The organism is Paenibacillus polygoni, from assembly GCF_030263935.1.
GTDB lineage: Bacteria > Bacillota > Bacilli > Paenibacillales > Paenibacillaceae > Paenibacillus > Paenibacillus polygoni.
This window is the reverse complement of the sequence record NZ_CP127162.1, coordinates 2,309,631-2,336,428: the sequence shown is the minus strand read 5'-3', so window position 1 is coordinate 2,336,428 and position 26,798 is coordinate 2,309,631. Positions and strand designations below refer to the sequence as shown.

Annotated in this window: 35 protein-coding genes and 1 pseudogene; 1 reads left to right on the top strand and 35 read right to left on the bottom strand. The window is 34.2% G+C overall.

Features of this window, described 5'->3' with window-relative positions:
• Positions 1-44 precede the first annotated feature (44 nt).
• The 28 genes and pseudogenes from QPK24_RS11305 to QPK24_RS11170 all read right to left on the bottom strand — a co-directional run bounded on the left by QPK24_RS11305 (position 45) and on the right by QPK24_RS11170 (position 21,137).
• On the bottom strand, positions 45-869 hold the full coding sequence (locus QPK24_RS11305; RefSeq protein ID WP_407083013.1) for a serine hydrolase domain-containing protein: 825 nt from the start codon (positions 867-869) through the stop codon (positions 45-47).
• A gap of 125 nt (positions 870-994) precedes the next feature.
• Positions 995-1,414: an HIT family protein gene (locus QPK24_RS11300; RefSeq protein WP_285748768.1), complete on the bottom strand. Its 420-nt coding sequence runs from the start codon at positions 1,412-1,414 to the stop codon at positions 995-997.
• 103 nt (positions 1,415-1,517) lie between these two features.
• Complete coding sequence (locus QPK24_RS11295; protein ID WP_285748767.1) at positions 1,518-2,120, bottom strand: dienelactone hydrolase family protein; 603 nt, start codon at positions 2,118-2,120, stop codon at positions 1,518-1,520.
• A gap of 216 nt (positions 2,121-2,336) precedes the next feature.
• On the bottom strand, positions 2,337-3,242 hold the full coding sequence (locus QPK24_RS11290) for a serine hydrolase domain-containing protein (RefSeq protein WP_285748766.1): 906 nt from the start codon (positions 3,240-3,242) through the stop codon (positions 2,337-2,339).
• Positions 3,243-3,554: 312 nt separating this feature from the next.
• The gene (locus QPK24_RS11285; RefSeq protein WP_285748765.1) at positions 3,555-3,767 is read right to left on the bottom strand and encodes a DUF3006 domain-containing protein; all 213 of its coding nucleotides are present in this window, start codon (positions 3,765-3,767) and stop codon (positions 3,555-3,557) included.
• 15 nt (positions 3,768-3,782) lie between these two features.
• Positions 3,783-5,123, bottom strand: a complete 1,341-nt coding sequence (locus QPK24_RS11280) for an MBL fold metallo-hydrolase (protein ID WP_285748764.1) — start codon at positions 5,121-5,123, stop codon at positions 3,783-3,785.
• A 561-nt stretch (positions 5,124-5,684) separates the two neighbouring features.
• Positions 5,685-6,620, bottom strand: coding sequence for a phosphotransferase enzyme family protein (locus tag QPK24_RS11275; protein ID WP_285748762.1), 936 nt, complete (start codon positions 6,618-6,620; stop codon positions 5,685-5,687).
• Positions 6,621-6,641: 21 nt separating this feature from the next.
• Complete coding sequence (locus QPK24_RS11270) at positions 6,642-7,142, bottom strand: GNAT family N-acetyltransferase (protein ID WP_285748760.1); 501 nt, start codon at positions 7,140-7,142, stop codon at positions 6,642-6,644.
• A 778-nt stretch (positions 7,143-7,920) separates the two neighbouring features.
• Entirely contained in the window at positions 7,921-8,346 is a 426-nt protein-coding gene (locus QPK24_RS11265; RefSeq protein ID WP_285748757.1) for a YrvL family regulatory protein, read from the bottom strand.
• Positions 8,347-8,536: 190 nt separating this feature from the next.
• Positions 8,537-8,710 (bottom strand): hypothetical protein, encoded by a 174-nt coding sequence (locus QPK24_RS11260; RefSeq protein WP_285748755.1) that lies wholly within the window; start codon positions 8,708-8,710, stop codon positions 8,537-8,539.
• A gap of 198 nt (positions 8,711-8,908) precedes the next feature.
• Positions 8,909-9,418 carry an AAA family ATPase gene (locus QPK24_RS11255; RefSeq protein WP_407083012.1) on the bottom strand — a complete coding sequence of 170 codons (510 nt, stop codon included), beginning with the start codon at positions 9,416-9,418 and terminating at the stop codon, positions 8,909-8,911.
• Between the two features lie 133 nt (positions 9,419-9,551).
• A complete protein-coding gene (locus QPK24_RS11250) occupies positions 9,552-9,974 on the bottom strand; it encodes a 3-hydroxyacyl-ACP dehydratase FabZ family protein (RefSeq protein ID WP_407083011.1) in 423 nt (140 codons plus the stop codon).
• 33 nt (positions 9,975-10,007) lie between these two features.
• The gene (locus tag QPK24_RS11245; protein ID WP_285748748.1) at positions 10,008-10,496 is read right to left on the bottom strand and encodes a GNAT family N-acetyltransferase; all 489 of its coding nucleotides are present in this window, start codon (positions 10,494-10,496) and stop codon (positions 10,008-10,010) included.
• A 273-nt stretch (positions 10,497-10,769) separates the two neighbouring features.
• Complete coding sequence (locus QPK24_RS11240) at positions 10,770-11,309, bottom strand: DUF4865 family protein (protein WP_285748746.1); 540 nt, start codon at positions 11,307-11,309, stop codon at positions 10,770-10,772.
• 331 nt (positions 11,310-11,640) lie between these two features.
• Positions 11,641-12,072 carry an HIT family protein gene (locus QPK24_RS11235; protein WP_285748744.1) on the bottom strand — a complete coding sequence of 144 codons (432 nt, stop codon included), beginning with the start codon at positions 12,070-12,072 and terminating at the stop codon, positions 11,641-11,643.
• Between the two features lie 47 nt (positions 12,073-12,119).
• Positions 12,120-13,010: a GNAT family N-acetyltransferase gene (locus QPK24_RS11230; protein WP_285748742.1), complete on the bottom strand. Its 891-nt coding sequence runs from the start codon at positions 13,008-13,010 to the stop codon at positions 12,120-12,122.
• A 47-nt stretch (positions 13,011-13,057) separates the two neighbouring features.
• On the bottom strand, positions 13,058-13,675 hold the full coding sequence (locus QPK24_RS11225) for a nucleotidyltransferase domain-containing protein (RefSeq protein WP_285748740.1): 618 nt from the start codon (positions 13,673-13,675) through the stop codon (positions 13,058-13,060).
• Between the two features lie 49 nt (positions 13,676-13,724).
• Positions 13,725-14,081, bottom strand: a complete 357-nt coding sequence (locus tag QPK24_RS11220; RefSeq protein ID WP_285748738.1) for a VOC family protein — start codon at positions 14,079-14,081, stop codon at positions 13,725-13,727.
• A gap of 88 nt (positions 14,082-14,169) precedes the next feature.
• Positions 14,170-14,916, bottom strand: a pseudogene (locus QPK24_RS11215) (class I SAM-dependent methyltransferase).
• A 37-nt stretch (positions 14,917-14,953) separates the two neighbouring features.
• On the bottom strand, positions 14,954-15,493 hold the full coding sequence (locus tag QPK24_RS11210; RefSeq protein ID WP_285748736.1) for an ATP-binding protein: 540 nt from the start codon (positions 15,491-15,493) through the stop codon (positions 14,954-14,956).
• Between the two features lie 229 nt (positions 15,494-15,722).
• On the bottom strand, positions 15,723-16,637 hold the full coding sequence (locus QPK24_RS11205; RefSeq protein ID WP_285748734.1) for an AraC family transcriptional regulator: 915 nt from the start codon (positions 16,635-16,637) through the stop codon (positions 15,723-15,725).
• A 327-nt stretch (positions 16,638-16,964) separates the two neighbouring features.
• Positions 16,965-17,450 (bottom strand): GNAT family N-acetyltransferase, encoded by a 486-nt coding sequence (locus QPK24_RS11200; RefSeq protein ID WP_285748732.1) that lies wholly within the window; start codon positions 17,448-17,450, stop codon positions 16,965-16,967.
• Between the two features lie 149 nt (positions 17,451-17,599).
• Positions 17,600-18,349, bottom strand: coding sequence for a class I SAM-dependent methyltransferase (locus QPK24_RS11195; RefSeq protein ID WP_285748730.1), 750 nt, complete (start codon positions 18,347-18,349; stop codon positions 17,600-17,602).
• Positions 18,350-18,587: 238 nt separating this feature from the next.
• On the bottom strand, positions 18,588-19,046 hold the full coding sequence (locus QPK24_RS11190) for a J domain-containing protein (RefSeq protein ID WP_285748728.1): 459 nt from the start codon (positions 19,044-19,046) through the stop codon (positions 18,588-18,590).
• 221 nt (positions 19,047-19,267) lie between these two features.
• Positions 19,268-19,531 carry a SunI/YnzG family protein gene (locus QPK24_RS11185; protein ID WP_285748726.1) on the bottom strand — a complete coding sequence of 88 codons (264 nt, stop codon included), beginning with the start codon at positions 19,529-19,531 and terminating at the stop codon, positions 19,268-19,270.
• A 62-nt stretch (positions 19,532-19,593) separates the two neighbouring features.
• Complete coding sequence (locus QPK24_RS11180; RefSeq protein ID WP_285748723.1) at positions 19,594-20,067, bottom strand: GNAT family N-acetyltransferase; 474 nt, start codon at positions 20,065-20,067, stop codon at positions 19,594-19,596.
• A gap of 285 nt (positions 20,068-20,352) precedes the next feature.
• Entirely contained in the window at positions 20,353-20,526 is a 174-nt protein-coding gene (locus QPK24_RS11175; protein ID WP_285748721.1) for a hypothetical protein, read from the bottom strand.
• 71 nt (positions 20,527-20,597) lie between these two features.
• Complete coding sequence (locus tag QPK24_RS11170) at positions 20,598-21,137, bottom strand: GNAT family N-acetyltransferase (RefSeq protein WP_285748718.1); 540 nt, start codon at positions 21,135-21,137, stop codon at positions 20,598-20,600.
• A gap of 169 nt (positions 21,138-21,306) precedes the next feature.
• On the opposite strand from QPK24_RS11170, the gene QPK24_RS11165 reads away from it, so the two are divergent.
• The gene (locus QPK24_RS11165) at positions 21,307-22,026 is read left to right on the top strand and encodes a class I SAM-dependent methyltransferase (protein WP_285748716.1); all 720 of its coding nucleotides are present in this window, start codon (positions 21,307-21,309) and stop codon (positions 22,024-22,026) included.
• 117 nt (positions 22,027-22,143) lie between these two features.
• Here QPK24_RS11165 and QPK24_RS11160 read toward each other — a convergent pair whose 3' ends face one another.
• From QPK24_RS11160 to QPK24_RS11130, 7 genes are all read right to left on the bottom strand, one after another.
• Positions 22,144-22,485, bottom strand: a complete 342-nt coding sequence (locus QPK24_RS11160) for a cytoplasmic protein (protein ID WP_285748714.1) — start codon at positions 22,483-22,485, stop codon at positions 22,144-22,146.
• Positions 22,486-22,603: 118 nt separating this feature from the next.
• Positions 22,604-23,017 carry a hypothetical protein gene (locus QPK24_RS11155; protein WP_285748712.1) on the bottom strand — a complete coding sequence of 138 codons (414 nt, stop codon included), beginning with the start codon at positions 23,015-23,017 and terminating at the stop codon, positions 22,604-22,606.
• Positions 23,018-23,373: 356 nt separating this feature from the next.
• Positions 23,374-23,889 carry a GNAT family N-acetyltransferase gene (locus tag QPK24_RS11150; RefSeq protein WP_285748710.1) on the bottom strand — a complete coding sequence of 172 codons (516 nt, stop codon included), beginning with the start codon at positions 23,887-23,889 and terminating at the stop codon, positions 23,374-23,376.
• Positions 23,890-24,138: 249 nt separating this feature from the next.
• A complete protein-coding gene (locus QPK24_RS11145; RefSeq protein WP_285748708.1) occupies positions 24,139-24,810 on the bottom strand; it encodes a hypothetical protein in 672 nt (223 codons plus the stop codon).
• Positions 24,811-24,897: 87 nt separating this feature from the next.
• Positions 24,898-25,473: a histidine phosphatase family protein gene (locus tag QPK24_RS11140; RefSeq protein WP_285748706.1), complete on the bottom strand. Its 576-nt coding sequence runs from the start codon at positions 25,471-25,473 to the stop codon at positions 24,898-24,900.
• A 278-nt stretch (positions 25,474-25,751) separates the two neighbouring features.
• Entirely contained in the window at positions 25,752-25,910 is a 159-nt protein-coding gene (locus tag QPK24_RS11135; protein ID WP_285748704.1) for a hypothetical protein, read from the bottom strand.
• Between the two features lie 262 nt (positions 25,911-26,172).
• Positions 26,173-26,637 carry a CPBP family intramembrane glutamic endopeptidase gene (locus QPK24_RS11130; protein ID WP_285748703.1) on the bottom strand — a complete coding sequence of 155 codons (465 nt, stop codon included), beginning with the start codon at positions 26,635-26,637 and terminating at the stop codon, positions 26,173-26,175.
• Positions 26,638-26,798 lie beyond the last annotated feature (161 nt).

Here is a 26,798-nt window from a genome sequence, read left to right as displayed (position 1 = left end):
AGTTATATAATTGGCAAGCCTTCTTTGACTTACTTATCAATCTCTTATTTATTCAAAATATAATTTTCAAAATACTGTAATGGGCTTGAGATATGATCAGATAAGTTACTTATAAATATGGTAACTAATCGTCTTTTTTGATTAACAAATATATATTGCCCTCCCATACCCATAGCATAGAACGTTTTGTCTTCTTCACCATCGACTTCCTTACTGTTCATTGTCCACCAATGATATCCGTACAATGATTCTGCAATAGGATTATGCGTTATTGATTTTTCTATCCATTCAGCAGGAATCAATTGTTCCGAATTCCATTTTCCATTTTGCATATACAAGACCCCGAATTTCAACATATCTTCAATTTTCATCGTCAAACCAAAGCCGCCTTTTGCAATCCCTTGAGCATCTTCATACCAATTAAAGTCATGAATACCTAAAGGTAAAAACAAGTTTCTATTTGCAAAAACCACGGTGTTCATTTGGGTTGCCTTCTGTAATATTGCGCTAAGTAGATGAGAATTTCCGCAGCTATATTTCATTTGCGTTCCAGGCTCTGTTTCAACAGGTTGTTCAAGAATGAACTTCACCCAATTCTTTGTTGGAATCATAGCTTCATTTCCAGGCCACCTGAGCCCCGAGGACATCGTTAACAGATGTTTAATTGTAATTCTTTTTTTTATATCATCAATGTTAGGGAAGTAATTCGATATTGGGACGTTTTCATTCTCGATATAACCCTGCTGAATTGCAATTCCAAACAATGCGGACATAACACTCTTTGTAATTGAATTTACTTTGTGTTGTTTATCTTTCATTTTTCGATTTCTATAATATTCAAATAATATGGAGTTATCTTTGTAGACAATACAACTTTCAATTTTATTTTTCTTTAGCCCTTTTTCAAATTCACCTAAGTTAATAATGATGATACCTTCCTTCTGTCTACTTTCCTTTACTTCTACATTGATTGTCTTTTAAAGGAATAGAATTTTTATCCTTCCTCACTTAATGTCTTCAGTATCTTTTCTTTGGTTAAGCTTAATCGTGTTTCAGCTCCATGCGGGTGTAATGGTTCGCCCCAGGTAAATCCATCGCCTTCATATCTTGGAATGAGATGCATATGGTAATGGGTAAGATCGTTAAATTTCCCTCCATCCTGAGAGATTCTTATACCGTCAGGTTTAAACAAGCTTTTCAACACAATTGAAAGTTTTTTCGAAGCATCCATGATAGCATAAGCGGTCTCTGGCTCCATATCTTCGATATCCAAGCAATGCTTTTTAGGGAGAATTAAGGTATGTCCTTCATTGAAGGTCGCAATATCAAGCACACAAGTAATAAGTTGGTTTTCATAAACAATATTCAAATTAGGTTCAATGTTATTAGCGATCCTACATCCCAAACATTCCATATACAGCATCACTCCATCTTTAGGAAAATTTTCATTTGTAGTCTCCAATACAATTTCGTTATATGTATTCTCTTATTAGACTTACTTTCTTAACCGGTTCCCTTTATCTAATTGCATTCGCCTTAAGAAATTCCAAACTAATTTCAACACAATTCTTACATTCATTGGAATCATAAGTTTTGTAGAATGGATTCATAAAACCATGCTCAGCTTCAATAATCTTTATTAGCGTATTCTTCTTTTTCTTCAGATCCATTTCTAAATCCATTACATTAAATGATCTCTCTCTAGAGGAAAGAAACAATAACGCAGGACATCTAGGCTCTATCTCTTTATAATCACGAATTCTCGATCCATAGTACCCGATTACTCCGTTAATATCATATTCACTGCACATCCAAGCGATTGTTGCACCAATACTAAATCCAATGATAAATACCTGATCATACTCCGCTTTATTTATTTTTATTATTTCCTCTACTTCTCTTACTGATTTCTCGAATCCAATCTCGTTCATAAAATATTGATAAGCGAGATCCTCAAGATCATAAGAAAATGAATCCCTATGAATAAGGTTTGGAATAAGTACATCAAAACCTTCATTTATTAATATCTCACTAAAAAAATGGATATGATCGTTAACTCCATAAATCTCATGAAGCACAATGACCAAAGCTCTGCTAGAGACGAAGTTTCTCCTGCTCATTTTCTTTCACATCTTTCTCTAGGGTTTGAAAGGGGTTTCAATAAAGCATATTTAATACCGTTTATTCATTGTTATATGAATCAGTATACATATGTTACTATGACCAAGATTCTATGAAAAGGTAATATATAAATATAGTAGACTTTTATTTATCGTCCTCACAAAATTCCAATATTCCTCCCTTAGATTAACTTAGATTGTTTCTAACTAAATAAACTAGTTTATGCTTTGAAGGCAATTATAAAAGATTTCATTAAACGAATTCTGATCTTGTGTGTAGTTTTCTGTATATTTATTTAACATCCGAACTGCTACCGCATTGAACTCTGGCACAATTACACAGTGACAACCTGCTGCACCTGATGCATAATAGCACTGATCTTGATAGTACCATCCAAAAATCCGCTTCATGTCTCCAGTATCCATTCGCAACTGTTCAATGAGTGTAAATACGGTGGCAGGTACTAATTGACTGGAATTTATAAAGCCTTTATTTAGGTGCAAATCCCCCCACCTTGCCAGGTCTCTCGCACTTGAATACAGATTTCTTTCATGACCTTCATTTGACTCAATTCTAACGGATGCATAGCCGTCTGCAGCTTGAAAATCACAAACTAATTTTTCTTTAGGAATCGAAACCCACTCGGTATTAGTTAACTCGGCTGGTCTGCATATTCGTTCTGTAATTAGTTCTGCAATATTAGATCCTGTTAGTTCTTTGATTAAATCACACGCTACTTTCTCACGTTCAACACGATGCGATCCAAAATATTTGGCACCTGATTTTGTTGCTAAATCTCTTATTGTGATGTTCCCCAACTCGTATTCAGTTAAGTTTATTAGAACGTCAGAAACTTTACTGTCAATAGATACTCTACTTTCTACAACAGCAATTGCTGTCGCAAGTCCAACGTACGTTTTCCTTAGGGAATACAAGTTAAACATAGAATCCGTTGTTACTACGAGAGCTCCATTTTTAAAATGATGTTCTCCAGTATACCACTCCGTTATAATTTTGTTGTCCTGGATGATCACAACAGATGCTGCGGAAGCCCCAAACCTTACTTTTGCTTTTTCTGTATATGAAATTAAAGGTGAAAACTTATCCGTTAGTGCTGCCATGATTTTCGACCTCCATTTATTATTATATTTCTACATTGGACAACACTGAAGCATAACTCTGAATCGGGAAGATTCTCCAGCGTGTCCTCTTTCTAATCAGTTCGCATAGATAATGGACTCGAGTTGTAAACTGGAGAATTATGTCTAAAGGCACCTATAAATATTTTACTACAGTTTGACGTTTTAACAATATTTGGTTTTCTTTATCTTCAAAATTCATATAGTACATAGTTTCTTTACCGATAACATTGAAAGCAAATAACCCGACTTCTAAATGAAATCGGGTTAGTATTTGTAATTATAAATATTTGTTTAATCTTCCCAAACATCGTCCATAAGCATCTTAATTTGCTTCTCTCGTTGCTTTGTTTCCGTAGGATTAGGTTTCCATACTCCTTCTACCAAAGTAACTACATCCCCCACTTTTACAGAAGCATCAATAATTGACTTAGAAACATCATGTGTCTGTCCATCTATCTCAATTACCGCGTAATCACCTTCAAACCGATCAACGATACCTTTCATGTAAAGACCTCCTATCTATCTTTCACAAGCTATACCATCTTTATCCCTATCAAGCTTTGTACTGTATCCTGGGTCACCTTTGTATAACGGATCTTTTCCAGCCGCTCTTACTGCGTCACAATTTTTATAGTAAACACTTGTAGTCGATTCTGTTTTTGTTTCTGTTTTCGTGTCTGATGATACTGCAGGTTCCTTTTTAGTTACTGTAGTACTTGTACTTTCACTAGGGGTTTCTTCTTTATTAGTTGTTGCTGTATATTTCCACGCGCTTACCGATGGTTTAATGTTCGTCCCATCAGACGTAAAAATAATGGTTCCTTGCAGATCATTACGATATATTTTTATATTTTTACTATTAAGTCTGTTTAAGATATTATCTGTAGGATGACCATAACTATTATTACCCACTTGAATGACAGCATACGTAGGATCAACAGCATTTAGAAACGTTTGACTAGTCGATGAGTTCGAACCGTGGTGACCAACAAGCAAGACATCTGATTTTAGGTTTACACCGCTATTTATCATATCACTTTCGCTGCCTGACTCAGCGTCTCCTGTGAATAAAAAGGAGTTGTTTCCATAAGTAAGTTTAACAACAGCGCTCATTTCATTTTTATCATCATACGTCTTAACAGGAGCAATCATTTTGATATCAATCTCATTATCCAAATCGATGTTTATTCCTGCTTTAGCCGTTGTAACTTTAAGACTCTTATTTTTGATCGAAGTCAGTAAAGATTCATATGTTTTCGTGTTAGAAGATACCTTTGGCATATAAATTTTTCCAATATCAAAGGAATCCACTACTGCGTCTAATCCCCCAATATGATCGGCATCTGGGTGTGTTCCTATAAGAACATCTACTTTTTTTACTCCCTGTTTATTTAAGTAGCTAACCATACGCTGTTCATCATCGTTATTGCCTCCATCGATAAGCATTGTTTTGCCGCTAGGTGTTTGAATAAGTTGCGATGCTCCTTGTCCAACATCTATATAGTGAACCGTTAGCTTACCACTCGGAGTGGTTGAAGTAGGTTTAACGGCTTGTGTAGGCGTAGTTGTCTCCGTTTTTGTTGTTTCCTTCTTTGTTGTAGTATCTTCCTCTGTTAATGTTGTTGAAGAAGAACTCTGTTCCTTATCGTTGACTGTCTCTTCTTTTTTCTTATCATCATCTTTAACTTGCTCATTATTCTCGTCAATACTTGTTGGTGTATCTGTTGTCTGTGAGATAGATTCGCTATTATCTTCTGGTGGTGTTGTAGATCCACAACCGCTGATAATAAATAGAAAGACAGCACACACAATGAACACACAAAAATTACTCTTCCTAAAAATTGATACAATGTTCCTCATAAAAATCCCCCATACATTATTAACTGGTTACATTCTGATTATTATATATTTAATTTAAAAAAGTAAGTTAAATATTTACATACCTGTTTGTAATAAGTAGTTATTTTATAACTTCACATCAAAGAAATATTGATAAATAAAATAGACCCTTCAAAATTTGAAGAGTCTTTCATTAAAGCTTATTTTTTTACAAGATATAAAATGTATGTATCTTTCACTTTTTTATTAATCCTCCCAGACAGAAACAGCAGGAGTAGCATAATCTTTTACAAAAACACTTTCCGTAATTGCTGTGTTAGTTTGTGTTATAAAAGTGACATTGCATAAAAAAATGCCTATATCTCGGGGAAAGAGACATAAGCACTAATTATGATATTTCCTAAATATATGATCTGTAAACAGTACTCCCTCGTCATGTGAACCGAATCTTTCTTTTATCGCAATCCCTATTAGTATAGAAATAACGCTTTGGATACATAAATTAATCCGCTGAAGGTTGTCTCAAATTAAAAGTATATAATGTTATCCGAATTCAATGGCTGCTAAATCACGTGTTTCTGCCTACAATAGTAACGATTTTTCAAAATATGAAGTCTGATTAATTAACGACTTTTTCATTTTATCTAGATAATCTAATTGTTTCATGTTTATATTCGTTTTATCTAAATAATGATTGTGATAGACATAAGAGTAGAGATGTCTAAAATTAATAAAAAAATCTATTTTATTGATTATTTCACTCGTAGAGTTTACCTTTGCATATCCATCAATGAATGATTGACAAAATGAAGTTGCAAACTTACATCTATTCTCTTTTTCTTCAATAGATTGTGAAGCATGATATATGGAGATTGCTATGTCATATGCAAACCAACCATATTCACTATCTCCAAAATCAATAAATGTTACCTCCTCATTATCATATAGCAAATTTTGTTGGTGAAGATCGCCATGTATGATTCCATAGATATCCTTAGAAGTATTCATCGTTTTTAATTCAGCAAGATAGTTGTTCCATAGATCATTAATCTTAGGATCTAGATCCTTCAAATTCACTTGGTAAATTTCTTGCTTGTGCCATTCAGGTCTCTTTCCTTTATAAAGCTTCGATAGAGAATGCATAGTCCCCATTCCCTGTCCCCACAGGTTAAATAATCTACTATTCCATACTTCTTTATTATTTATATCAATATGGTTTCCCCTTGCTCTCTTATAAGCAACGAAAAACATACTTTCGGACAAATTGTTTATGTAAAGCCCTTTTACTAATATAGGTTCAATTACACTAAGACCATGGTTACTTAAAAACTGAGTCCATTCAATCTCTGATAAAATATCTTCTTCGCTATTCATCTCCCTATTAAAGATCTTAATAACCAAGGGAAATTCAGCAGCAATTTCATATACGTTGTCAAAATATCCGCCAATCAAACGAATCGTTGATGAAGTGTAACCTAATAAATCGAGAATCTGATTTAATACAGATCTTTCAACCATCAGGAACAGCCTCCTTAATAATCATTTAATCTCCAATTCATATTTGGTTTGTATTTTACTGTTTCCATCTATTGTTTCCACCTTTTCTTCGACCTCTTTAAATCCTTTTTTCTCATAAAATGCTCTTCCTATATGGTTGTCTTTCGCAACCCAAGCAAATAGTTTTTTTATCGGTTTTAAAACATGAACAAATTCTTCAATGAATCCATTTCCTATTCCTTGTTTATGATATCCAGGCCGTACATAGATTCTTAGTAGTTCATAATCTTCTTCATTCACTTGTCTTGTTTGAGCATATCCAACGACTTCATTATTAAATTCCGCTATTAAGAAGCTCCGTTTCGCATTGTGAAGATCTCTCTCTACCGACAGGCTTAAATTCTCATAAGAATAAGCTTTACTTAGAAAATGATCAATATATTCCATTGGGTAAATGTCTCCATAAGTAAAAATCCATGTTTCACGTGCGATCGATTGAATATGTGGGATATCATCATTTGAGACAAATCTAATTGTAAGCATACGGTTATCCTTCTTTCGTTTTATAGTCTTTGCACTGCAGCCTCTAGATCATGATCATCGAAGTAAATAGTTGTGTTAGAAACACTCGTATCTGGGGGAGACTGAAACGTTTGTGTCTCTGAGTATTGATAAGTATTTTACTACATTTCAGTCTTTTTACAATATTTGGTTTTGTCAAAATCGCATTTGATACATTTCAAGATACTCGTAAAGTTTTGGATTTGTAGGAAGTTATCTAGATTCCGGCTAATATTATTGTGAATTTTTCATGTGTTGAATAAAAATTAATAGAGTTTTTTGATTCTTTCTATAAAGAATCTATGTGCCCTACCAAAGATTTAAACAAAAAAGTCGAATTCCTTAATATCTAAGGTATCCGACCTTTCTATTTTAAAGTATCTTATTAGATAATGGATCAAATGAACAAATAATTAGGCTAGGGGAGAGTGTAAAAGATTGAAAAAGATCGATAATTTAATGCATGTTAGTGTTGGGGGTATTGTAATATTCGGAGGTGGGCTTTTATTTCGTTACTTTAAAAACAGGGACTTTTCATTCCTATATTTAGCTCTAGCCTGTATATTTCTTGTTACATTTTTAAGCATAATCATATGGAAAACAAAAAAGATGGAATAGAACGCAAGGTTGAGAATTCTAGAGCCTCGAATTGTAGACCAGCATACTTGTTATTTATGATCATATTAGCGCTTTTCACTCGATAATAATCCTAGCTTTAATCATGATAATCAATACTTTTCCTTAAACTCTATTTCACTTCTCATTTTTTCGATTTCAATACTATCCAGACTGGCGGCTCCTTTTCACTCTCTTTTACCTTCCTACTAATGATTCCGGTAACTAATGAGAATATCATAGCTCCTTGCCATGTTATCGTTATATCGCTGATGAAGGCATCAAGTAATAGGATTAAAATAAATGGCAACCCTGTATCCAAAGTTAGGGGTAACCATCCTTTGCTTGATTTAATAATCCCCACCGATTTTAATGCTTTAGGCATTGCATCTGTAATCAATGAGAGAGGTATTTCTAGGAGTAGATATAGAACAAAGAATAATATTAAACCACCAGCGGATTTATACTGCAAACCTAGCAAGTGCAAAACGAAAAATTCGAATATAGTTAATCCTACTAAGATAATGAGAACAATAACGAATGGAATCATTATTCTTTTCATCTTGTTCATATTTCCCACACCCTTACTTCCTTGCTTATCCATACCGATCTACTAATACCCTAAGGATTATTCCATGGTCGAGTCGAAACAAGATTACATTTAATATATTTGTCATGGATACAAATGGGTATATCAAATAAAAAAAGCCGCCTATTGACGACTTTTCACGCCTTATATAACAGACTTTATTAATAAAAGTTTAACCTCCAGATACAAATTGATATGAGCCTACTGCTATTAAAAATAGTACGACAAAGACAATACCGATTAGCACAGTAATAGAAAAACCAGAAAATCGTGATTTTTGTTTGAGTTGGCTCTCCACATTTTTCAATCGCTCTTTAATCTCTTGAATTTCTTTATCATGTTCCATTTATTTATCTCCCTTCGCTCAAAAATATTACCTTTTACATCATTTGGGATATTATAACATAATTCACTCTTTCAATTACTTCAAACTGCCTATTGGCTTCAAAAAAAGCAACCGATCGTTTTGATCGGCTGCCGTAATATAGCTGTTGCCAAGTTTTTGTATCCATATATCAAACTTGTTTACATCTACTTTTTCAAATTATCTAAGGATATATTTATCATCCTGCAAAATCCCATCTATAATTTCAGCTAATTGCTCTATTTTATATTCATGTGTATAGAGCTTGTTAACATCCATTAATTCAGAATCATTCTCAAACTCATCTAAAAGAATCAAACTTCGCTCTCCCATTCGCTCTTCTTCCGGTCTTAACTGATCCCTAAAAATTATCGTTTCTTTATCTACTAAAAGTACAACATATACAATTCTGACTTCTCTATTATTCAAACCTGATGCAAGCCATTTTACTTCTTTAGGGAATGAGACATAATCTATCACAACATCATATTTATAATCTAATAGATTCATAGTTATGCTTAATATATTTTTCCATGTTAAATCTAGAGTACTTTTATCAAGCCATGGTTTACCACGACCATTCACTGGAAAATGACTTATCGCATCTCCAGATATATATGCACTTCTATTTAGCGTCTCCACAAGTCTTCGCGATGTTGTAGATTTACCTACCCCGGCTGGTCCAGAGATTACACTGCATTTTTCATAATATTCCCTCTTTGTTATATTTTCAGTTTCTGTTGTATCCTATTTTAGTATATACTCATTCGAAATTTTCCACTTCAGACTGAGAAGAAGGAAACCTTGATGCATGAATACATTGTTATTTGATGTTGTTATCTGTTTGTATATAAATCATAATTTCTTCGGCCTTGATAATTACTTGGTCTCCGATAGCGGCCTCCCCTCTACCCAAAACAAACCCTTTTCTACTCTTTACAACTTCATAATACAATTCAATTCGATCCCCTGGATAAGCATCACCTAGGAACTCTATACCATTCAATGATGAAAGAAAACCCAAATTCTTCTCTCTACTGGTTAAGGCAAATGCTCCTAATTGCGCTAATGCCTCCACGATCATCATGCTTGGCATACGATTACTTGGTTGAGTAATAAACCATTCGTTCCCAGTCACATTCTTATATCCTTTAGCCCATCTTTTCTCTTCTATCTCTATAATTCGATCTATCATTAGAAATGGATATCGATGTGGAATTACGCTTTGAATATCGATCATCTGTATGCTCCTTACATGTTATTTGTTTCGTTCTTTGTATTACAGCTCTAAAACCATAGTAATTGATGTATCCACCATGCCAACTTCTTTAAATCCAAATCGTCGATATAATTTCATTGCATCACTATTTTCAGGATCTACACTTAATGATACTTTCTTTATTTCCTTCTCCTTAAGCCCATCAATCATCATTTGTAACAGTGCCTTTCCGATTCCTATTCCTCTATATTCCTCTTTCAGAGCCATACCAAGCTCTGGTACATCATGACCTGCATATCCAAACCCTTTATTATCTTCATTAAAAAATCGAGCAGTGATCGATCCTAAAGACAATCCTTCATCATTTACTGCAATGTATCCTAGATCTCCTTCTCTACCCCAATCTTCCACATACTTAGATAGAAAAGGTTCCTTAATCACATTTCTATTAAAAGGTTCTCGTCCTTTCGGAACATATAATGATTCATACAACATATCCCATAAAAAAGGCACATCTTTCTCTATTATAGGTCTGATGGAATATCTCATTTATTTCTCCTTTGAATTGTATTCTTTGCGGTTATATTAATACTTGCATTATTATATATTTCTGTATTGAGATCATTAATATGTTCCTTATTAACTCCCATACGATAGAGCATGTCAGCGGCTAAAGGAATACAAGGTTCAATAAGTGAAGTGTACTTCGGTCTATTTCCAAATGCTTCTGAAAGATAATATATACTAATGATGATCTCTCTAGTCACTTTCGGATAACGTTCTTAAATCCACAATCCTAATGGCTTATAAAACAGGAAGATTCTATGTAGAGACATGCAGCACGGTATACACTACTCCATTTAAATCGGCGAATTTATCAACGTCTTCGTTAAAATAAAACACACTATACTCCCATTTATCTGGGTTATATATTATTGTATATTCTGTTTGATCTAACATAGGAATCTCATTTAGAATGATATCTGTTAAGTTATCCAAACTTTCTTGTGGCTGTATTGTTTTTGAAATTTCAAATACGTATTTACTCTCTTTAATTTTATCAGTAGTATTGTCGATCAAAGGGATTCCTATATTGACATGTTGCCATCCAAAGGATTTTAATATGTTGTCATAATAACCGTTAAACAGGAATTTATTTAATCCGCTGCTATTCTTCCAAAGATAGAGTGGGCAATAACTATTTTGTAAACATTTGTTGTTTCCTAATTCTGTTATAAGATATAGTTTTGACTTTAAATCCTCAAAACCGTCTGTCTTATAACCATTATTTTGTACTCTATCTCTGATTATCCCCATATCATAATCGCTTGGTAATGTGATCTTATATTGCATAGCTATCATCCTACTTCATCCTCTCAGAATTATTTTCACGGCCTTCACTATGTTATACAACGTCACAGATTCCGTAGCGATTGACGAGCAGTTTCGACGACGTAAGAACGAGTAACGCCCTCTTAAAGTAACTAATACAAGTTCTTTATAGTTTACTTTAACTTTAGTTTATATATAATCTCGCCATCTTGGTTCTCTATATTTTGATTAACAAATCCTAATTTCTCACAAAGCTTTTTGACATGATTATTACTTATTTCAATTGTTAGAGAGACTTATTCGCATTGTCTGTGCGTTTCCTGAATGAATTCTGAGATTCATTTTTTAATTCCTTTCAGTTTTACATACTAATTGCATTTAATTTATCAACTATCCTTTCCTTTACTTGGTCCAATGGAGTTTGAGATTTATTTATTGGTTCTACCCATCCAAATCCATCATTCTTGTATCTTGGAAATACATGCATGTGATAATGATCTAAATCGTTAAATTCCCCACCATTTTGAATGGTCGATATTCCATCAGGTTGATAAATTTCTTTTAGAGCTATAGATATGATTACTGCTGCGTCCATGATGGAAATAATAGTTACCTTATCGATCTCTTCGAGATCTTTATAATGTCTTTTTGGTAAGATTAACGTATGTCCTTCATTCAATGGGTCAATGTCCAAAATACAAGTAATTAAATCGTCTTCATAGACAACATTTGTTTCCATTACATGATTTGCAAGTTTGCATCCAAGACAACACATCATTGACCTCCCTTTCATTTAAAACGCTTTCTTTAGGATACATGGGCGAATTCAATTTTTACCTATTAGCTCAACAAGTGACTCGGAGGTCTGCTTAAACGGGTGTCGGGTCTATAGTATTTTGTTACCCAATGGTTTAATGATTTTTCTCTAAAACCAAGACTTTCATATAATTTTTTTGCAGGATTACCTTTGAGTACCCAAAGCTTCACAGTTTTTGCGCCGCGACGCTTGATTTCGTTAACAAGAAAAGTTACAAAAGTCCTTCCATATCCACGCCCTTGAAGTTCAGGACGAACGGAGACATGACTCAGTTCACTACCGTCAATTATTCCGACTGCCACAATTTCATCGTCTACCAGCATAACGAATCTGTTCGTTCTGTCTTCCGCAAAACGCTGGCGCTCCCTTTCATTTGGAGGATAATAATAGGACGGAAGCATATTTATATGTTCATGCATTTTGAAAAAAGCTAATTCGCTAATATTATGACATGTAATGTAGTCATCTTCTTCATAGGGTCTGATAAAAGCTTGATTTTCGGCAGGGAATTCTCCCTCTAGTTCCATGATATAAGATGAATAACTTATGTAATAACCATTCTTATAAATAAATTGCAGCGAAGAATGATCACCATTCACACATACTCCAATGGAACGCTCTACTTCCTCATTTTTTAAAAGCAATTGATTTGCTCTCTTCATAAGTTCACTGCCAATACCCATTCTTCTACATTCATGCCTGATAAAGATCGTCGTCACGGTTTGTCTTCTAAAAGGACCGAATGAAAGAAAACCTACAGTTACACCTTTGTAACGCGCAACAATTATATTCCCCTGAAAATCCCCTTCATTTGCTCTGAAAATTTCGTCATACTGTTCATTTCCATTCAACATCGCTTTTATTAAAGTTCTGTCCCTTTCAGGATTGTAGAGTTCAATTACCAAATCTTCCACCTAAGTTCTCTCCTTCAACAATGATGCTGATAACTGATAAGCTAAATTTAGTTTTTAACAATATAATCAATTAAGATTTCGATATCTTTGTTGCTAGCATTCCTATGTAAAGCATTAGAGAACAGTGTATACGCTCTTTGGTCATGTTCTTGTAACCACTGAATTGATTTCTTAGGACCTACATACCATCTATTTTGCAATTTGAAGTATATTTCAAGGCTGTCCTTTAGCAACCAATGTAATCTATAATTCCCTTCAGAATCTCCTCTAAGTGAGCGGTTTACCATTTTATCTAACCATTTTTTTAAGAATTCGACTTCATCAGTTTTTATTGGGTCAGGTCCTTTTATATAGAGTTGTTCAATTTCCCCTAATAATTTCCTCCCTAGTCCTCTTTCATCCATTAAAAGAATTCCTTCTCTAATATGCAAAAATTGCTCCGAGTGACTCAATTCCTCAGTATTATAAAGCCATGCATCTAACTGTTTATTAAGAATAAAGGAGTTATCATTCTTGTTCTCTACTTCATCATAAAAACAAACCAAGTCAACATCACTTTCATCGTCATAGCTTTCAGTAGCATACGACCCATATAAAATAACTGTATGGCATTGATATTTAGATATTAAGTATTCTTTAATTTCTAAGAAAAGCTTATCTTTCATAATGGCCTCCTTCTCTCTTTGTTAGTATCTGCGATGACCGATTTCAAATCTAGCATTTACAAACCATTAATAAATTCCCATCAGGATCTTTGAAGTTAAACCAATGGCCGTTCTCTACTTCTGTTACAAACTCGACCTTGCGTTCTCTTAAGAATTGATAAGCTTTTTGTATGTCATTAGTATTGAAATGGAAAGCAGGATTCTTATAGATAGATTCTTCATTGTATATCTGGCTGTCAAGAACAAGATTCAATCCATTGTTATCGAAGGGTATACAACAAAGATGACCTGCGATTATTTCATAATTAGGTTCAAGATTAAGTATGGAACAGTACCATTCTCGTGCATCTATGATGTTAGTTACAGGAATAAATATTGCTCCAGCCTTACTTAAAATAACATTCATATCTTCACTCTCCTCAATAACTTGTTATTAGATGCCATCCTTTCCTGAGCCGCTAAGCAACTAACTCTAGGACCACTTCTTCCATATTTTATAGTTTTCTTGCTTTGATAACGAAGGTTACAGGAAACATTTTTGCTCTTTTCACAAAATCATTATTGTCATCATGCAATTGTATTATTTCGTGGTCAGTTTCTTCGATCATTTGTTCAATAACAAAACCTGCTTTTGCCAACGCATTTACATAAGTTGATAATTTACGATCAGATAAGGTTAGCGCACCTTGACAAGAATCAGGAGATACCGAGTACCAAGATTCATCGAAATAACACTTGTTAAAAACAAATCTATTATTTTCTTCAACGACACATTTGTGTATGGGATGAGACCAACTGAAAATAAATATGCCGTCTTTTTTTTAATAAGAAGCAATTCGGAGAAAAGTACCTTCAAGATCAGTTGTCCAGCCGATCGCGTAAATCGAATAAACAAAATCAAAATAATCCACTGGTATGTTACATTCTTCTTCCATCGGAGAACAGATTAATTTCGCTGAAAGACCGCACATCGTTAAATGTTGATCAGCTTTTTCAATTTGTTTTTCTGATATATCCATCCCCCATAGTTCAGATGCTTTACGTTCCACCTGATATTGCATAGAATGACCATTACCACAGCCTATCTCTAACATCTTTTTTCCTGATACATCGCCAAAAAGTTGACATTTTTCTTCTGAGATAAATGCTCCATAAAAAGGAAGTACAATTGCTCCTAAAAAAACATTTCCTTTTGTATCCCAATAGGAGCTGTTTGTTTCATAAACACTATGCTTATTCATCCCGATGGACTCCTCTTATATAAATTTTGATCACTGCTCATTTGTTATTATTCAAATATTCTAAAACAAGGTTTACTCTCTCACTAATAGAGTTATTACCTTCTATCCTTAGAACGGGGCAAGTTAAATCTGACATCCACTTTTCATGCAGCTTCTTACTTCTTACCTCTAACCCAGCCTCATCATATAAGGAAGCCCACTCTAAGAAAGTCTTTGATTGTTCGTACATACATCCTCCAGGTAAGACATCTTTACCATATCTATGTATTTCTCTTTCCCTTAGTCTTTGAAGTCTGATTTCTTTAGGCACATAGAGAAAAATTACTAAATCGAAATTTGATTTCAAGGCGTTTCCCCAACCACATATCGCACCTGATAAAATCCACTGATTATACTCAGATAGATCTTGAGTTAGTGAGTGTAATCTTTCCGGTGGTTTTCTTTGTTCAGTAAATTTCTCGATCCAAAGATAATCATCACTATCAAAGTTGACATGTGGAAGCCGCTTTGATAATTCTTGTCCTAATGTTGATGTTCCTGACCCAGATGCACCAAAAATATGTATACGATTCTTCATGTCGTCTTCACCCCTTCACTTGCTTAAACTCGCAGGCCTAGCGGTCAGATTCCACTTCTACTTTCCTTTTTAAAAATCAAAGGTAATAGCCCTCGGTGTGAATTCGTGTATAGCAAATTATAAATAAACCTCCCATAAAAGCTTTTCAATCTAACTGCTTCTTTTGGGAGGTTTTAACTTAAATTATACAAGTTTGCTTATTAACTGAGCGATTTATTTGTTTCTTATTTTATTCACTGTTGCTCTCAATTCGATACCATAGTTCACAGTACTCATAACCGTCCTTGTTAGTACAATACATTTCGAAATTTCCACCATCTAAAATGTTGAGTTTTGATGTTTGTAACCACTCCGAAAATATTTTGTTTTTTAAAGTACTCAAATCATATCTTCCACTCTCATTCTCATCACTTAATGTTGAAAATACTACCCAAGTAGATGCTGGAACATCAACAATGGTATATCCATCAACTTTGCTATTCTCCGATCGATAACACCCGATAAGATAAGGAAAAGTCGTATTGCTTGTGAACTTATAAGAATCGAATGCAAAAACAGCTCCAAGTTCTTTGTTGAAATTGCCTTCGTGCTGCCAATCTCCAGGTACCGTCTGGAGTAATCGATCGAGCTCACCATTCTTGTTTATGTTTTGCCAGACTTCAGGGATCGATTCTCCTTGTTGATTCGCAATATTATCATAGTTGTATATATCTTCTAACCCATAAACTTGAAAAGCGTCTCGTTTCTCAATCCGATAATGCATCCCAACAGCTCCTTTTAATATAAGTTGAAAGGAGAGTCGAGGATAGGCTTTTAACTGACAACCGGTATTGCGCGCTGATGTAGGAGTCAAGTTATGCATATTTTGAAATGCTCGAGAAAATGATTCTGGAGTTTTGTATCCATATTTCAAAGCTACATCTGTCACTTTATTCTGTCTGTTTTGCAAATCTAAGGCAGCAAGTGTAAGTCTTCGGCGCCTAATGTATTCTGCTAAAGGAACTTCAAGTACAAATGAAAACATCCGTTGAAATTGATAAACCGAACATAAAGCAATTTTTGCAATCTGATCATAATCAATATCGCTTTCTAAGTTTTCTTCAATGTAGTCAATAGCATGGTTCATACGCTGGAGCCAATCCACGCCAATCCCTCCTTTCAAAAGGAGCATATCATTCGGTAGATCAATCCGCCTGATTTTGCGTGCAGAAAAATGTCAGATCTTAGAAAAGTATTACTTCGTAATAATTCTTTGCATCTTTCGATTTTCCTTCTCTATTTCTTCTAGCTGATTTTCTATAACGTATTCATATCGCTAACTTAAAGGTTCGACAGCTTCGGCCGCAACGTCACTTGATTTGTAAAGATGATTACGGTAATCTCCTCTTAAAAAGAGTCTCTAAACATCATAATCAATACTTCTTGTCACCCCTGCTATATAAGTTGTTTACTCAACTTCAAATAACATTTACTAACGCACTTGGTTAGTAAATTCTTGGGCTGGTCCCTTGTTATCTTTTCTTCTTGTTTCTATAAATTGATTACTCGTATAACGACTCACAACTTTCTTCCAGAAAATCTGTGCCGGTACATTCCAATCAAATTCACTCACTCGCCAATGTCCTTTGAATGAATCAAATGCCTTGAATGCAGCCTGCTGCCCGATCTTTAACGCCCGGTATTTTCGAAGTATAAAGAAATGATTTAAATAATATATTTTTTCTTCTTGTATCTTCTTCACGATTACGAATCCAGCCAATGATCGATCTGATCGGATAAAATACATATGGTAATTCGGCTCACTATACCAATCCATAAAATTAAATGTAACTTGGAAAAGTCCATCTTCCCCGATGTCAGTGTTATTAAACTCAGTTAGATCATATGCAGCAAGTACAAACAAATTCTTTAATGACATCAATTGATCTTCCGAAACTCTTTCAAGCAATATATCCATTTCATCATTTCCTTTTATAGTTTGGATATGTATTCATCGATTTCAATAGCATTATCTTAGCTGGTGTTTGTGTCAATTAGTACGCTAACCTACTTATTGTCTCAAACAGCAAAAACACATTGTTATACGAACCGCATTCGAATTACCCACTATTCTTTAGTCGCAATTACAGCATAGATTCCAGGGATTCTATCTTCTATGCCTTCTGGTAGATCCTTAAAAATCCATCTCTGTATTTCTCCCGATTCCTCATGTAAAGCCTTGATTGTCAACCCCGCATTTACGATCGAGGTTATTACTTCTCCAAGTATCCAGCGCCTTAACTTCATCTCTTCTCCGACCACATCTTGTTCAAAATAATTACCACTAGCAATGTATTGCCCGTCTACTTCTTTTAGTAATTTCCAAAGTACTGGGTGATATTCTCTAAGTACAAATCTACCACCCTTGCATAGCAATTTATTTACTATCTTGAATAATTCTTCGATATTATAGATGTAATGGAGTACTCCCATTTCAATAAAAATAAGGTCAAACTCACCAAGTTCCTCTACTTTTAGATCCATTACATCAGAAACGATATAGTTTATTTCAACGTTACAAGCTCTTGCGAGGTCCATTCCAAATCTTGCGTTTTCTGGTGAGATATCAACAACCTTTACTTCTTTAGCGCCCATCAATGCAATCGATATTGCCTTTGTCCCGTTTGATCCGAGAAGATTTAGTACACGTTTTCCTCTGACATCACCAATATAATCAGCTAAAATCTTTATTCTCTTCTTTGGATCATCCATAATTCTTTTGGCTTCTTGCTCAATGGAACCAAATCGATTTATCCAAGCTTGATATCGCTCATGATTCCATTGCTCTCGATTTATAGCACTCATTTCTTTTTGCATCCTGTTACCTCCCACTAATTTAGTATTCACAAAGATTGTAAATTCATTGTTATAAGTAGTCATTACATTCGTTGAGCTAGCATATTTTACAATCATATCATTCAAAATAGTACTTGCAGGTGAATGTTAAGCACCCGCAATTGAATAAATATTGGCTGCTACATATTTCTTCTGTTCGTCTTCGATGTACAGGTAAATACATTCGTTAAAGTCATCTTACGTTATTCCCATAAACATTTCATGATTTTCCTCCCATTAACTTTTTATAATTATCCATAAGTTCAATAAACATAGACGCATCCCCACCCGTATCAGGATGATATTTCTTTGCCAGCTCTCGAAATCTTTTTTTGATACTGTTCTCATCCGCATTTGTTGGTATACCTAGCTTTGATAGTATATCCGGGTCATACATTCCTTCTTCGTAAATAATTCCGCTTTCTTTATAAAGTTCGTAATAAACAATTGAAAGATATTCATTAATAACGCTCAAATATTCTTCGCGGTTCATCGAAGCCAACATAAGTAATGAGTATTTTGCTCTACAGTTATTTGCTCCATGATGTCCAAAATAATTGTCCCAAATGAGTTTTTTCTCAGGCTGAATGCTACTGTTCATGCGAATTTTTAGTTCCAGTTTCTTAAGTTTCCTCAATTTTCGTTTGATCTCGTCCATTCTTATAGTTACATCAGTCATCGTTAACCTCCAATTTTATTAATACTTCATCTAATCGGATGTATTCTACTTATGTCACATCTCAGAAAATACTCCTAAAAGATTAAGCATAAGCTTGGAGCAAATAACGTGAACATGTACCTATCTCAAAGACAGGAACCTAAAGTTACTGTATCGCACTTTATTTCATTACCTTTATATGATTTATTCTTCACCGGTAATCAACCGAGGAATAGTATGATTCATAAGTTTATAATCGTACTGATTTTTTTATGTAATGAGGTTACATTCGTTGTAAATAGAATATAAGTTTGGGAATTAGTCTTTATTATAATTCTATCGGTGGTGCCGTATGGAGTACCGATTCTAATAGCATCCTTTTGTTCTCCTCCATAAGTATCATCATGCGATATGTTTACAATTTCAGATTTGGGGATTTCTATTTTAGATAATTGCCACTTAATAATTAGATCATCATTGATTTTTTCTACTTTTACTCCAAGCATAGCTTTCACTCCGGACTCTATTATAAAAGTATCTCATTCCCTGAAATCCTTTTTTGATAATTTTAATTCCAATCTTTTTCCATAATTATAAAATTGTACGTATTGCCTCTGATTACATTTAGAAATTCATCTTTCTTTCTAAAACCTTCTTTTTCATATGTTCTTATTGCCCTTTTATTAAAATCCACTACACACAATTCCAAATGATTAAACTTTAATAATTCCCTTCCTTGTTCAATAACTGCTTTAATAAATATCGAACCGTAACCTTGTCCTGTCATTGAAGGTTTCATTTGTACTCCAACTGCTAATATTTCTACCCCACCATCACTTATATCAAAAAACTCACAGTTCCCAATTAAATTTTCTTTATCATCAAATACCGAAAATGCCCTTTCTGAATGGATACTATGTTTAAATCCATCAATCTTTTCTTGCTGGATATTGTTATCATAAAAAGAATATATCCCATCATAAGTCCAAGTAATGAACTGATTGATATCATCTTCTGTTCTTTTCCTAATTGTAAGTTTCATATGCCCTAACTCCCTATTATAATTATTGATTTTCTTTTTAAAACTTTTCTGTTTAAAACATTTGATTCTAATGGTGTATGAATTGATACATTAGGATATACATAGACAATTCCTTACATCTCTTCATTTAGCCCAAAATACAAATCATTTGCCAATGCGTAATAGAGATCTTCAATTCTATAAAGTGAATCAGGCGAAGCTTGAACGATAAGTTCAATCAACTTTGAACCCATCTCGTAAAAAGTAGAACGGCTATAAGGTTCATTTCTCCCTCCATGATTCAAGCTAATTATGAGATAAATCGTATTCTGCATTTTTATATTCAAAGATGTGTAGTTTCTTATTCTCAACAATCGCAATTGGGAAATGATTTTTTAGCAATGGATGTATGCCTTTAACTTCATTCTGTAGTTTTAGTAATGCTTTAAACTTATCAGAGTATTTCAATGCAATATCCATATCCACTCTCCCACCCCAATATTCAAGTTCACATAGCAGTTATGTCTGAATATTTTCGGAGCGGTTTTCTGCTAATTTCTTATGACGTTAGTCCATTCACTAACCAAAATTGAATAAAAATGCTGATCATGCCACTCATCATTCCATTTTAATTCTTGTTTGAATGTACCCTCTCTCGTCATCTTTAATTTCTCCATGAGGTTGATCGATTTTTGATTAAGACTATTACACATACCTACTATTTTACGAGCTTCTAGTTCCTTAAATACATAATCAAACATGAGCTTAGCCGCTTCATATCCATACGCATATCCTTGATACTCTGGCAGGATGCCTAAACCAAGTTCCCAGCTGCTTCTATGAGCTACATAACTCCAAACCTGAACCAATCCACTTCGCTTTATTTCGTTGTCTGCTTCTATTGTCATGATAAAATCAACGTGAGTATTTGAATTCATTTGTTCTAGATACTTTGATTTAATAATATTATGATCGTTCTCCACAAACTCTTCATAAAGCCAAACGTCTTCATTGCATTCTAATTCACATAAGAAATCAAGATCTTCATTTGTAACACTTGAAAGAGTAACCCTATTCCCCTTAAGTTTCATATGTACATCTCCTATTTCTATATTTCAGTACCTATATCCAAACAAAGATTCCAGTATTTACGAACCTGAACGTCTTTATAGGTACTGTCTATTAGATTAATTAGTTACATATATTGGATGTGGGTTGAATTACACTATAACATAGTATGAAGAATGGAGGAGCGAGTAGATGAAAAATGACAGGATCGATATAAGAACACAATTTAACAAGGTATCCCAAAGATACGACGAACAAAGAAAGAAACTTATTCCTTGCTTTGAGGATCTTTATAGGATTGCTGCTGCACTAGCAATTTTAGAAAATGATACTCCCTCAGTCTTAGATTTGGGTGCAGGGACAGGACTCATGTCTAGTTTTATTCTTGAAAAATACCCCAACTCAAATCTAACACTAATTGATCTTTCCGATGGTATGCTTGAGATTGCTAGAGCAAGATTCAGCAACCATTCTAACATTACATACATCGCAAGTGACTACACTGAATTCGACTACAGTGAACCATACGATCTAGTAATTTCTTCACTTTCTATACATCACATGAATGATCCTGAAAAGCAGAAGTTGTTCCAAAAACTGTATTCCATAATGACCCCCGGCAGCATTTTTATTAACGTGGATCAAGTTCTTGGGAATACTGACTATTTAGAAAGCCTTTACAAATCAGATTGGAAAAAATACATCGAAAATTCAGGACTAGACCAGGCTGAAATATCATCAGCGATAGAGAGAACGAAACTTGACAGAATGTCTACTCTTGATCATCAGTTACAATGGCTGACCGAAGCTGGATTTTCTGATGTAGATTGTGTATATAAATACTACAATTTTGTTGTAATGTTCGCTACAAAAATAGAAATTTATAGAGGACCGAATCGACCGGAGCGATAACATGTTGTTATCTGATACATTCGAAATTCTACAATGACTGAAAAACCTTTCATGACGTGATAAAGCATTCTAATCTTAAGATTAGAAGTCATGCCAGCGATATCCGGTACGAATCATTCAGTCTAATAATGTTGAAATGAGTTCTTCATTTTTTACTTGAATGACACATTCCTTAAATATGCGTTCTCTGCCGCCATGGCGTTCATACCAATCGTTAATTTTCTTCAGGTGTTCACTATTGCTTCTGATATTCCGTTCGATTTCTTCATATTTTTCATAGCTGTCATATTCCCAGATAGCGAATATTTCTGTTGTTGTCTCAGAACTTGGAGCCATCCATCTTCCGACTAAACGAGCTCCATTACGCAATTGATTCGGTAAATTGGTTTCTATGAAATGTTTGTTAAGAATTTCTACGAAATCATTGTTAACTATATATAATTTTCTTCTATAAAACATAAATTAAACCTCCATCAATTTAACTTAATTTACTTATGCGAAAATTTGATTCTATCTATCTCATTAAATTTCTTTTCAAAAAAATGTAACGGCATTCATTCGATTATCTTAATTTTTCTTAGTTTTTCCTACAAATTACTAATCCATGTGAGCTAATCCCTAGAATACTTTTTTCCCTACAAGTCTTAAAATGATAGTTTTTATAAATCTCAAACTTTTGTTCAGAAAGTCCATCTACCTCATTACTAAGAGTGTGACTTAACCCATCTGTCCCTAAATGATCTACTATTGAAACATCAAATTGCTTCATATAATTTTCAATTTCTAAGGGGGTTGTATAATGAGAATCTGTCCAAAATGATTCTGGGTCCCTTCCCTTTAAACTTCCGGTGTCCATTACTTTACTAATTGTGCCTTCATTAATAAATTCAGGTATTTTCCTGACAAGCATGGGAACCACTGAATGCTTATTAATATACGCTATTGCTAATATACCGCCGGAAGATAATACTCTTAATGATTCTTCAATCAATGTGCGTCTCGAGTATGCTCGATTGATTTTTAATCACTTCCTCTAATGCACTTAAGGTAGTTAGATATTCAATTTTCCTAGAATTTCTTTGAAATCGTAATTCTTCGTCAACAACATCGTAGAAGCGAATAATTTCTTCCATGAATAGTTCCCCTTTAATAAGTAGTAGCTTTTGCCTTTCGAATTACAATTCCTGTATCTACACCCGTGAGGCTTAAAGCGCACCTACTTCGGGCCATGCGGACTTAGCCTTACAGGGTTGTGACCTGAATCTTCTTTAGTCTATCTCTTCTCACGGGGCAGAGCCTGCTTCGTACATATGTTGTTAAAGGATGTCTTATCTCCTTAAGGACTTACTAATCATACTTATTACTTTGAAAACACTGCACAGGACCGTCCCAACTTCCATTTAAATACTCTTCTTTATACGACCCATTTGTATGTTCATTTATTACTTTATTCCAGAATTGATTCGCTGGATGGTTTCGCTGTGTTTGTCTGATCTCCCAAGCGGCTGGATACTTATCAAATATATCAAATGCTGCCTGCTTTCCTACACCCTGTCCCCTGTATTTCCGTAAAACAAAAAAGTCACTCATCACATTAGTTTCTTGAACATCACTTAGCTTAACAAACTCCCTCGGTACTCCAAGCATAATAAGAGCAAACCCAGCTAATTCTTCATCTTTATATATAAAAAATGTACGTCTGTATTCGTCTGTCCACTGATGGTCCAAATATTTATATTGGTATAGTCCATGTTTATTAAGCACATGGCCATCATACTCACTAGAATCATATCTATATAGTTGAATTAAGTTTTGTAGAATCAACTTATCTTCATATGAAACAGCTGAAATCTTAAGCATCATTGTCCTCCATCATAATATATTTACTCCAAAATTTTTATGTGAAGTTCTTATATATGCTCCAGCATTTTAGACTGTATTTTGTGATAGAATGTCACTGCCTGTAAGTCCGGTCGAAGACTTATTCGCGCAAGGTTTATTGTCCGTACAACTCACAACCTCAGAACCTACAGGGTAGTCTAGTTGATTCGCTTTTCTCAAAAACCCTCGGCCACACCAAGCAACATAGCGACCCGGGCGGAGTATATGATGTTAAGTGCTGTTCCTTGTCCTCTTCCGATTTGGTGACATAGTTCTTGCCTTGTACAACATCCATGTTTTTAACAATGATTCGTTATCCTTATGTGTTGCTATTTGATTTCGGTAATAAAAATCTTCCAATGAAACGTTCACCTTTCCGATGGGTACTACTAACTCTTTACTGACCCATTCATCAAAATGGACTTTTCCTTGAGTTGATGTTGAAAATTTATCTTTTGGAAGAATGTATATCATTCCATTGGTCCATGGTTTATTTTTCATTGTTGATTCATTTATTGAATAAAAGTGATATTTCTTTCTTCGACCAAGAATACACCCATTCCTAAAGCTTCCTACTAATTTATTTCTATTAAATACTGCAAAAAACATAGACCAAACTGGGTCTGATGATGCAAAAACTGCTTTCGTCATTTCACCGTGATATAATGTTTGCTCTCGTGGTTCAAAGCATTCAATACTATGATTATTTGAACCATGAAAAACGTAATCTCCTTTCAAAGACAAATACGATAAGAAGCGAAACTTTTGATATGGTAAATGGTAGTTAATTAAATGTCCATCCTTAATTGATAAAGCTAATTTTTCAAAATGAACAATCTCCTCATCGGAAAACTCAATTTTCGGAGATGAATATAGTAATATCGATATCAGAAAAGAAATCATTTACTTGAACTCCCCCTCCTAAAGCCGATAAAAATCAAGATGCGAGAATTTCATGTTACACGAAGTTAAAGTTCTCTTTTATCACCATCAAATTAATTGGTCTTTCCATAGTCTTGTTACTTTTTCTAAAGTCAGGTCTTTAAATTGTAATTTATAAATGTCTGGTTTCTTTACTTGATTCATGAAATCAAATCCGTAATCTGAGTCAAAATAATTCATCATCAATGTCATTACATTCCCGTGTGTTCCCATAGCAACCTTCTTTCCTTTATGTACCTCTAAGATATTCTTTAAAACTGCAACTGAACGATTCTGACAGATCATGTTTGATTCTCCTCCTGGCAATGCATAGTCAGGGTCTTCAAACATCTTCGTCATAGCGGGCATAAATTCTTCGTGAGAAATCATATAGTCTGAAAAATGCCTTTCCCTTAGATCCTCAAAAATTTGAATATCTAACTCTAACTCTTTGGCCAAACCTTCCAGTGTTAGAATTGCTCGAACATAAGGACTTGAAATAATAACGTTTATTCCTTCTTCCTTTAATATTTCCGTTATTTTCTCTGCATTCAGCTTTCCATCTAAGGTAAGCCCTCTAGTTCTTTCATTTCCTTCTGTATATGGTGACTCGGCATGTCTAACCATATAAATAATGGTCTTCATATAACCCTCCCTAAGTCGCTTCATATTTTTAAAACAATCGCTATGATTTCACCTACCGTGTACTGCATCTACGTATCCAAGAAGAGGGAACTGATTCCGTAGTTACTGCTGGAGCAAACATGAAGAGAAGAAGATAAAGCGCACTCGCCGGTTCCGAAGGACTTAGCCTCGCTCGGTTGTGAACTGAGTTAACTTCTCTTCTTTCCTCATCGTGAGGACAATAAGGACAAGGTACATAGCATAAATACTGCGTTATCTGATGCTACTGACTGATTCATTCAGTCTCTACCAATTTTAGCCTTAATTCCTTCACTACGATTAGCATAGCCATATACTTTCGTATATTCTTGTTCTTGATTCCCAAATAAAATGGATCCGGAAAATTTCGAAGTCTTACTCTTTTCATCAATAATCTTCTTAATAATAGAGAGATTCATATAGATCTTCCCCCTCTTTTCTTCCAGTAGTTTCATGATCTTGTATCTATCAACACTCACTGCCTTACAACAGTTGGATTTGTGTGAACCTCATATGATAGTTTTCATATGATAATTTCCAAGTCATCTCTGATTTGCTTTGTATAAAGATCGTACATTTTCTATCTGCCCTTGATGATGTTTATCATGATGTACAAAAATCTTTGCATACGAATCGACTGTATATTTCCTCTTTCCCTTCCCAATCGTAAACGATATAATCTCATGAATTTCGAATAGTGTTTTTTGACATTCTCTTTGCAAAAATCACGGAAAATGAATTAAATACAATATGTAATATGAGCGCAAACAATATCGATTGTGTCATCACAGTGATGGCACCTAACAAAATCCCACCCAAGAAAGCATTAATTATAAATCTGATACTTTGCGCTGATAATTTATAATACTGTAAGTGACAGATTGCGAAGAGAATCGCAGAAACAATAACTGGAGTTGTTACAGGCATATAAAGAATTTGTATAATTTTGGATGAGACAAAGACCTGCTCTAAATTTGGCAATATCAATCCTCTAAAAATAAATTCCTCTACTATTGGATAAGTAATAATAAAATTTACTATATTATACTCTCCAATCGGATTATATCCCGAGAAGCGAGATGATACGATATACACCAAGATAAGAAATCCGAATATGGGCAGTGCCTTCTCATAATGAATAGGCATCTTAAAAATATACTTATCACTAAAAAAAGGAACAGAGATCAATATGATCATAGCCCAAACGAATACAGTATATTTCTCTATTTTTCCTAAAGGGGTTATTATTACACAACAACAAGGAAATACCTAACATTAGATACATATGTGCCCCCTAGAGAATCAAA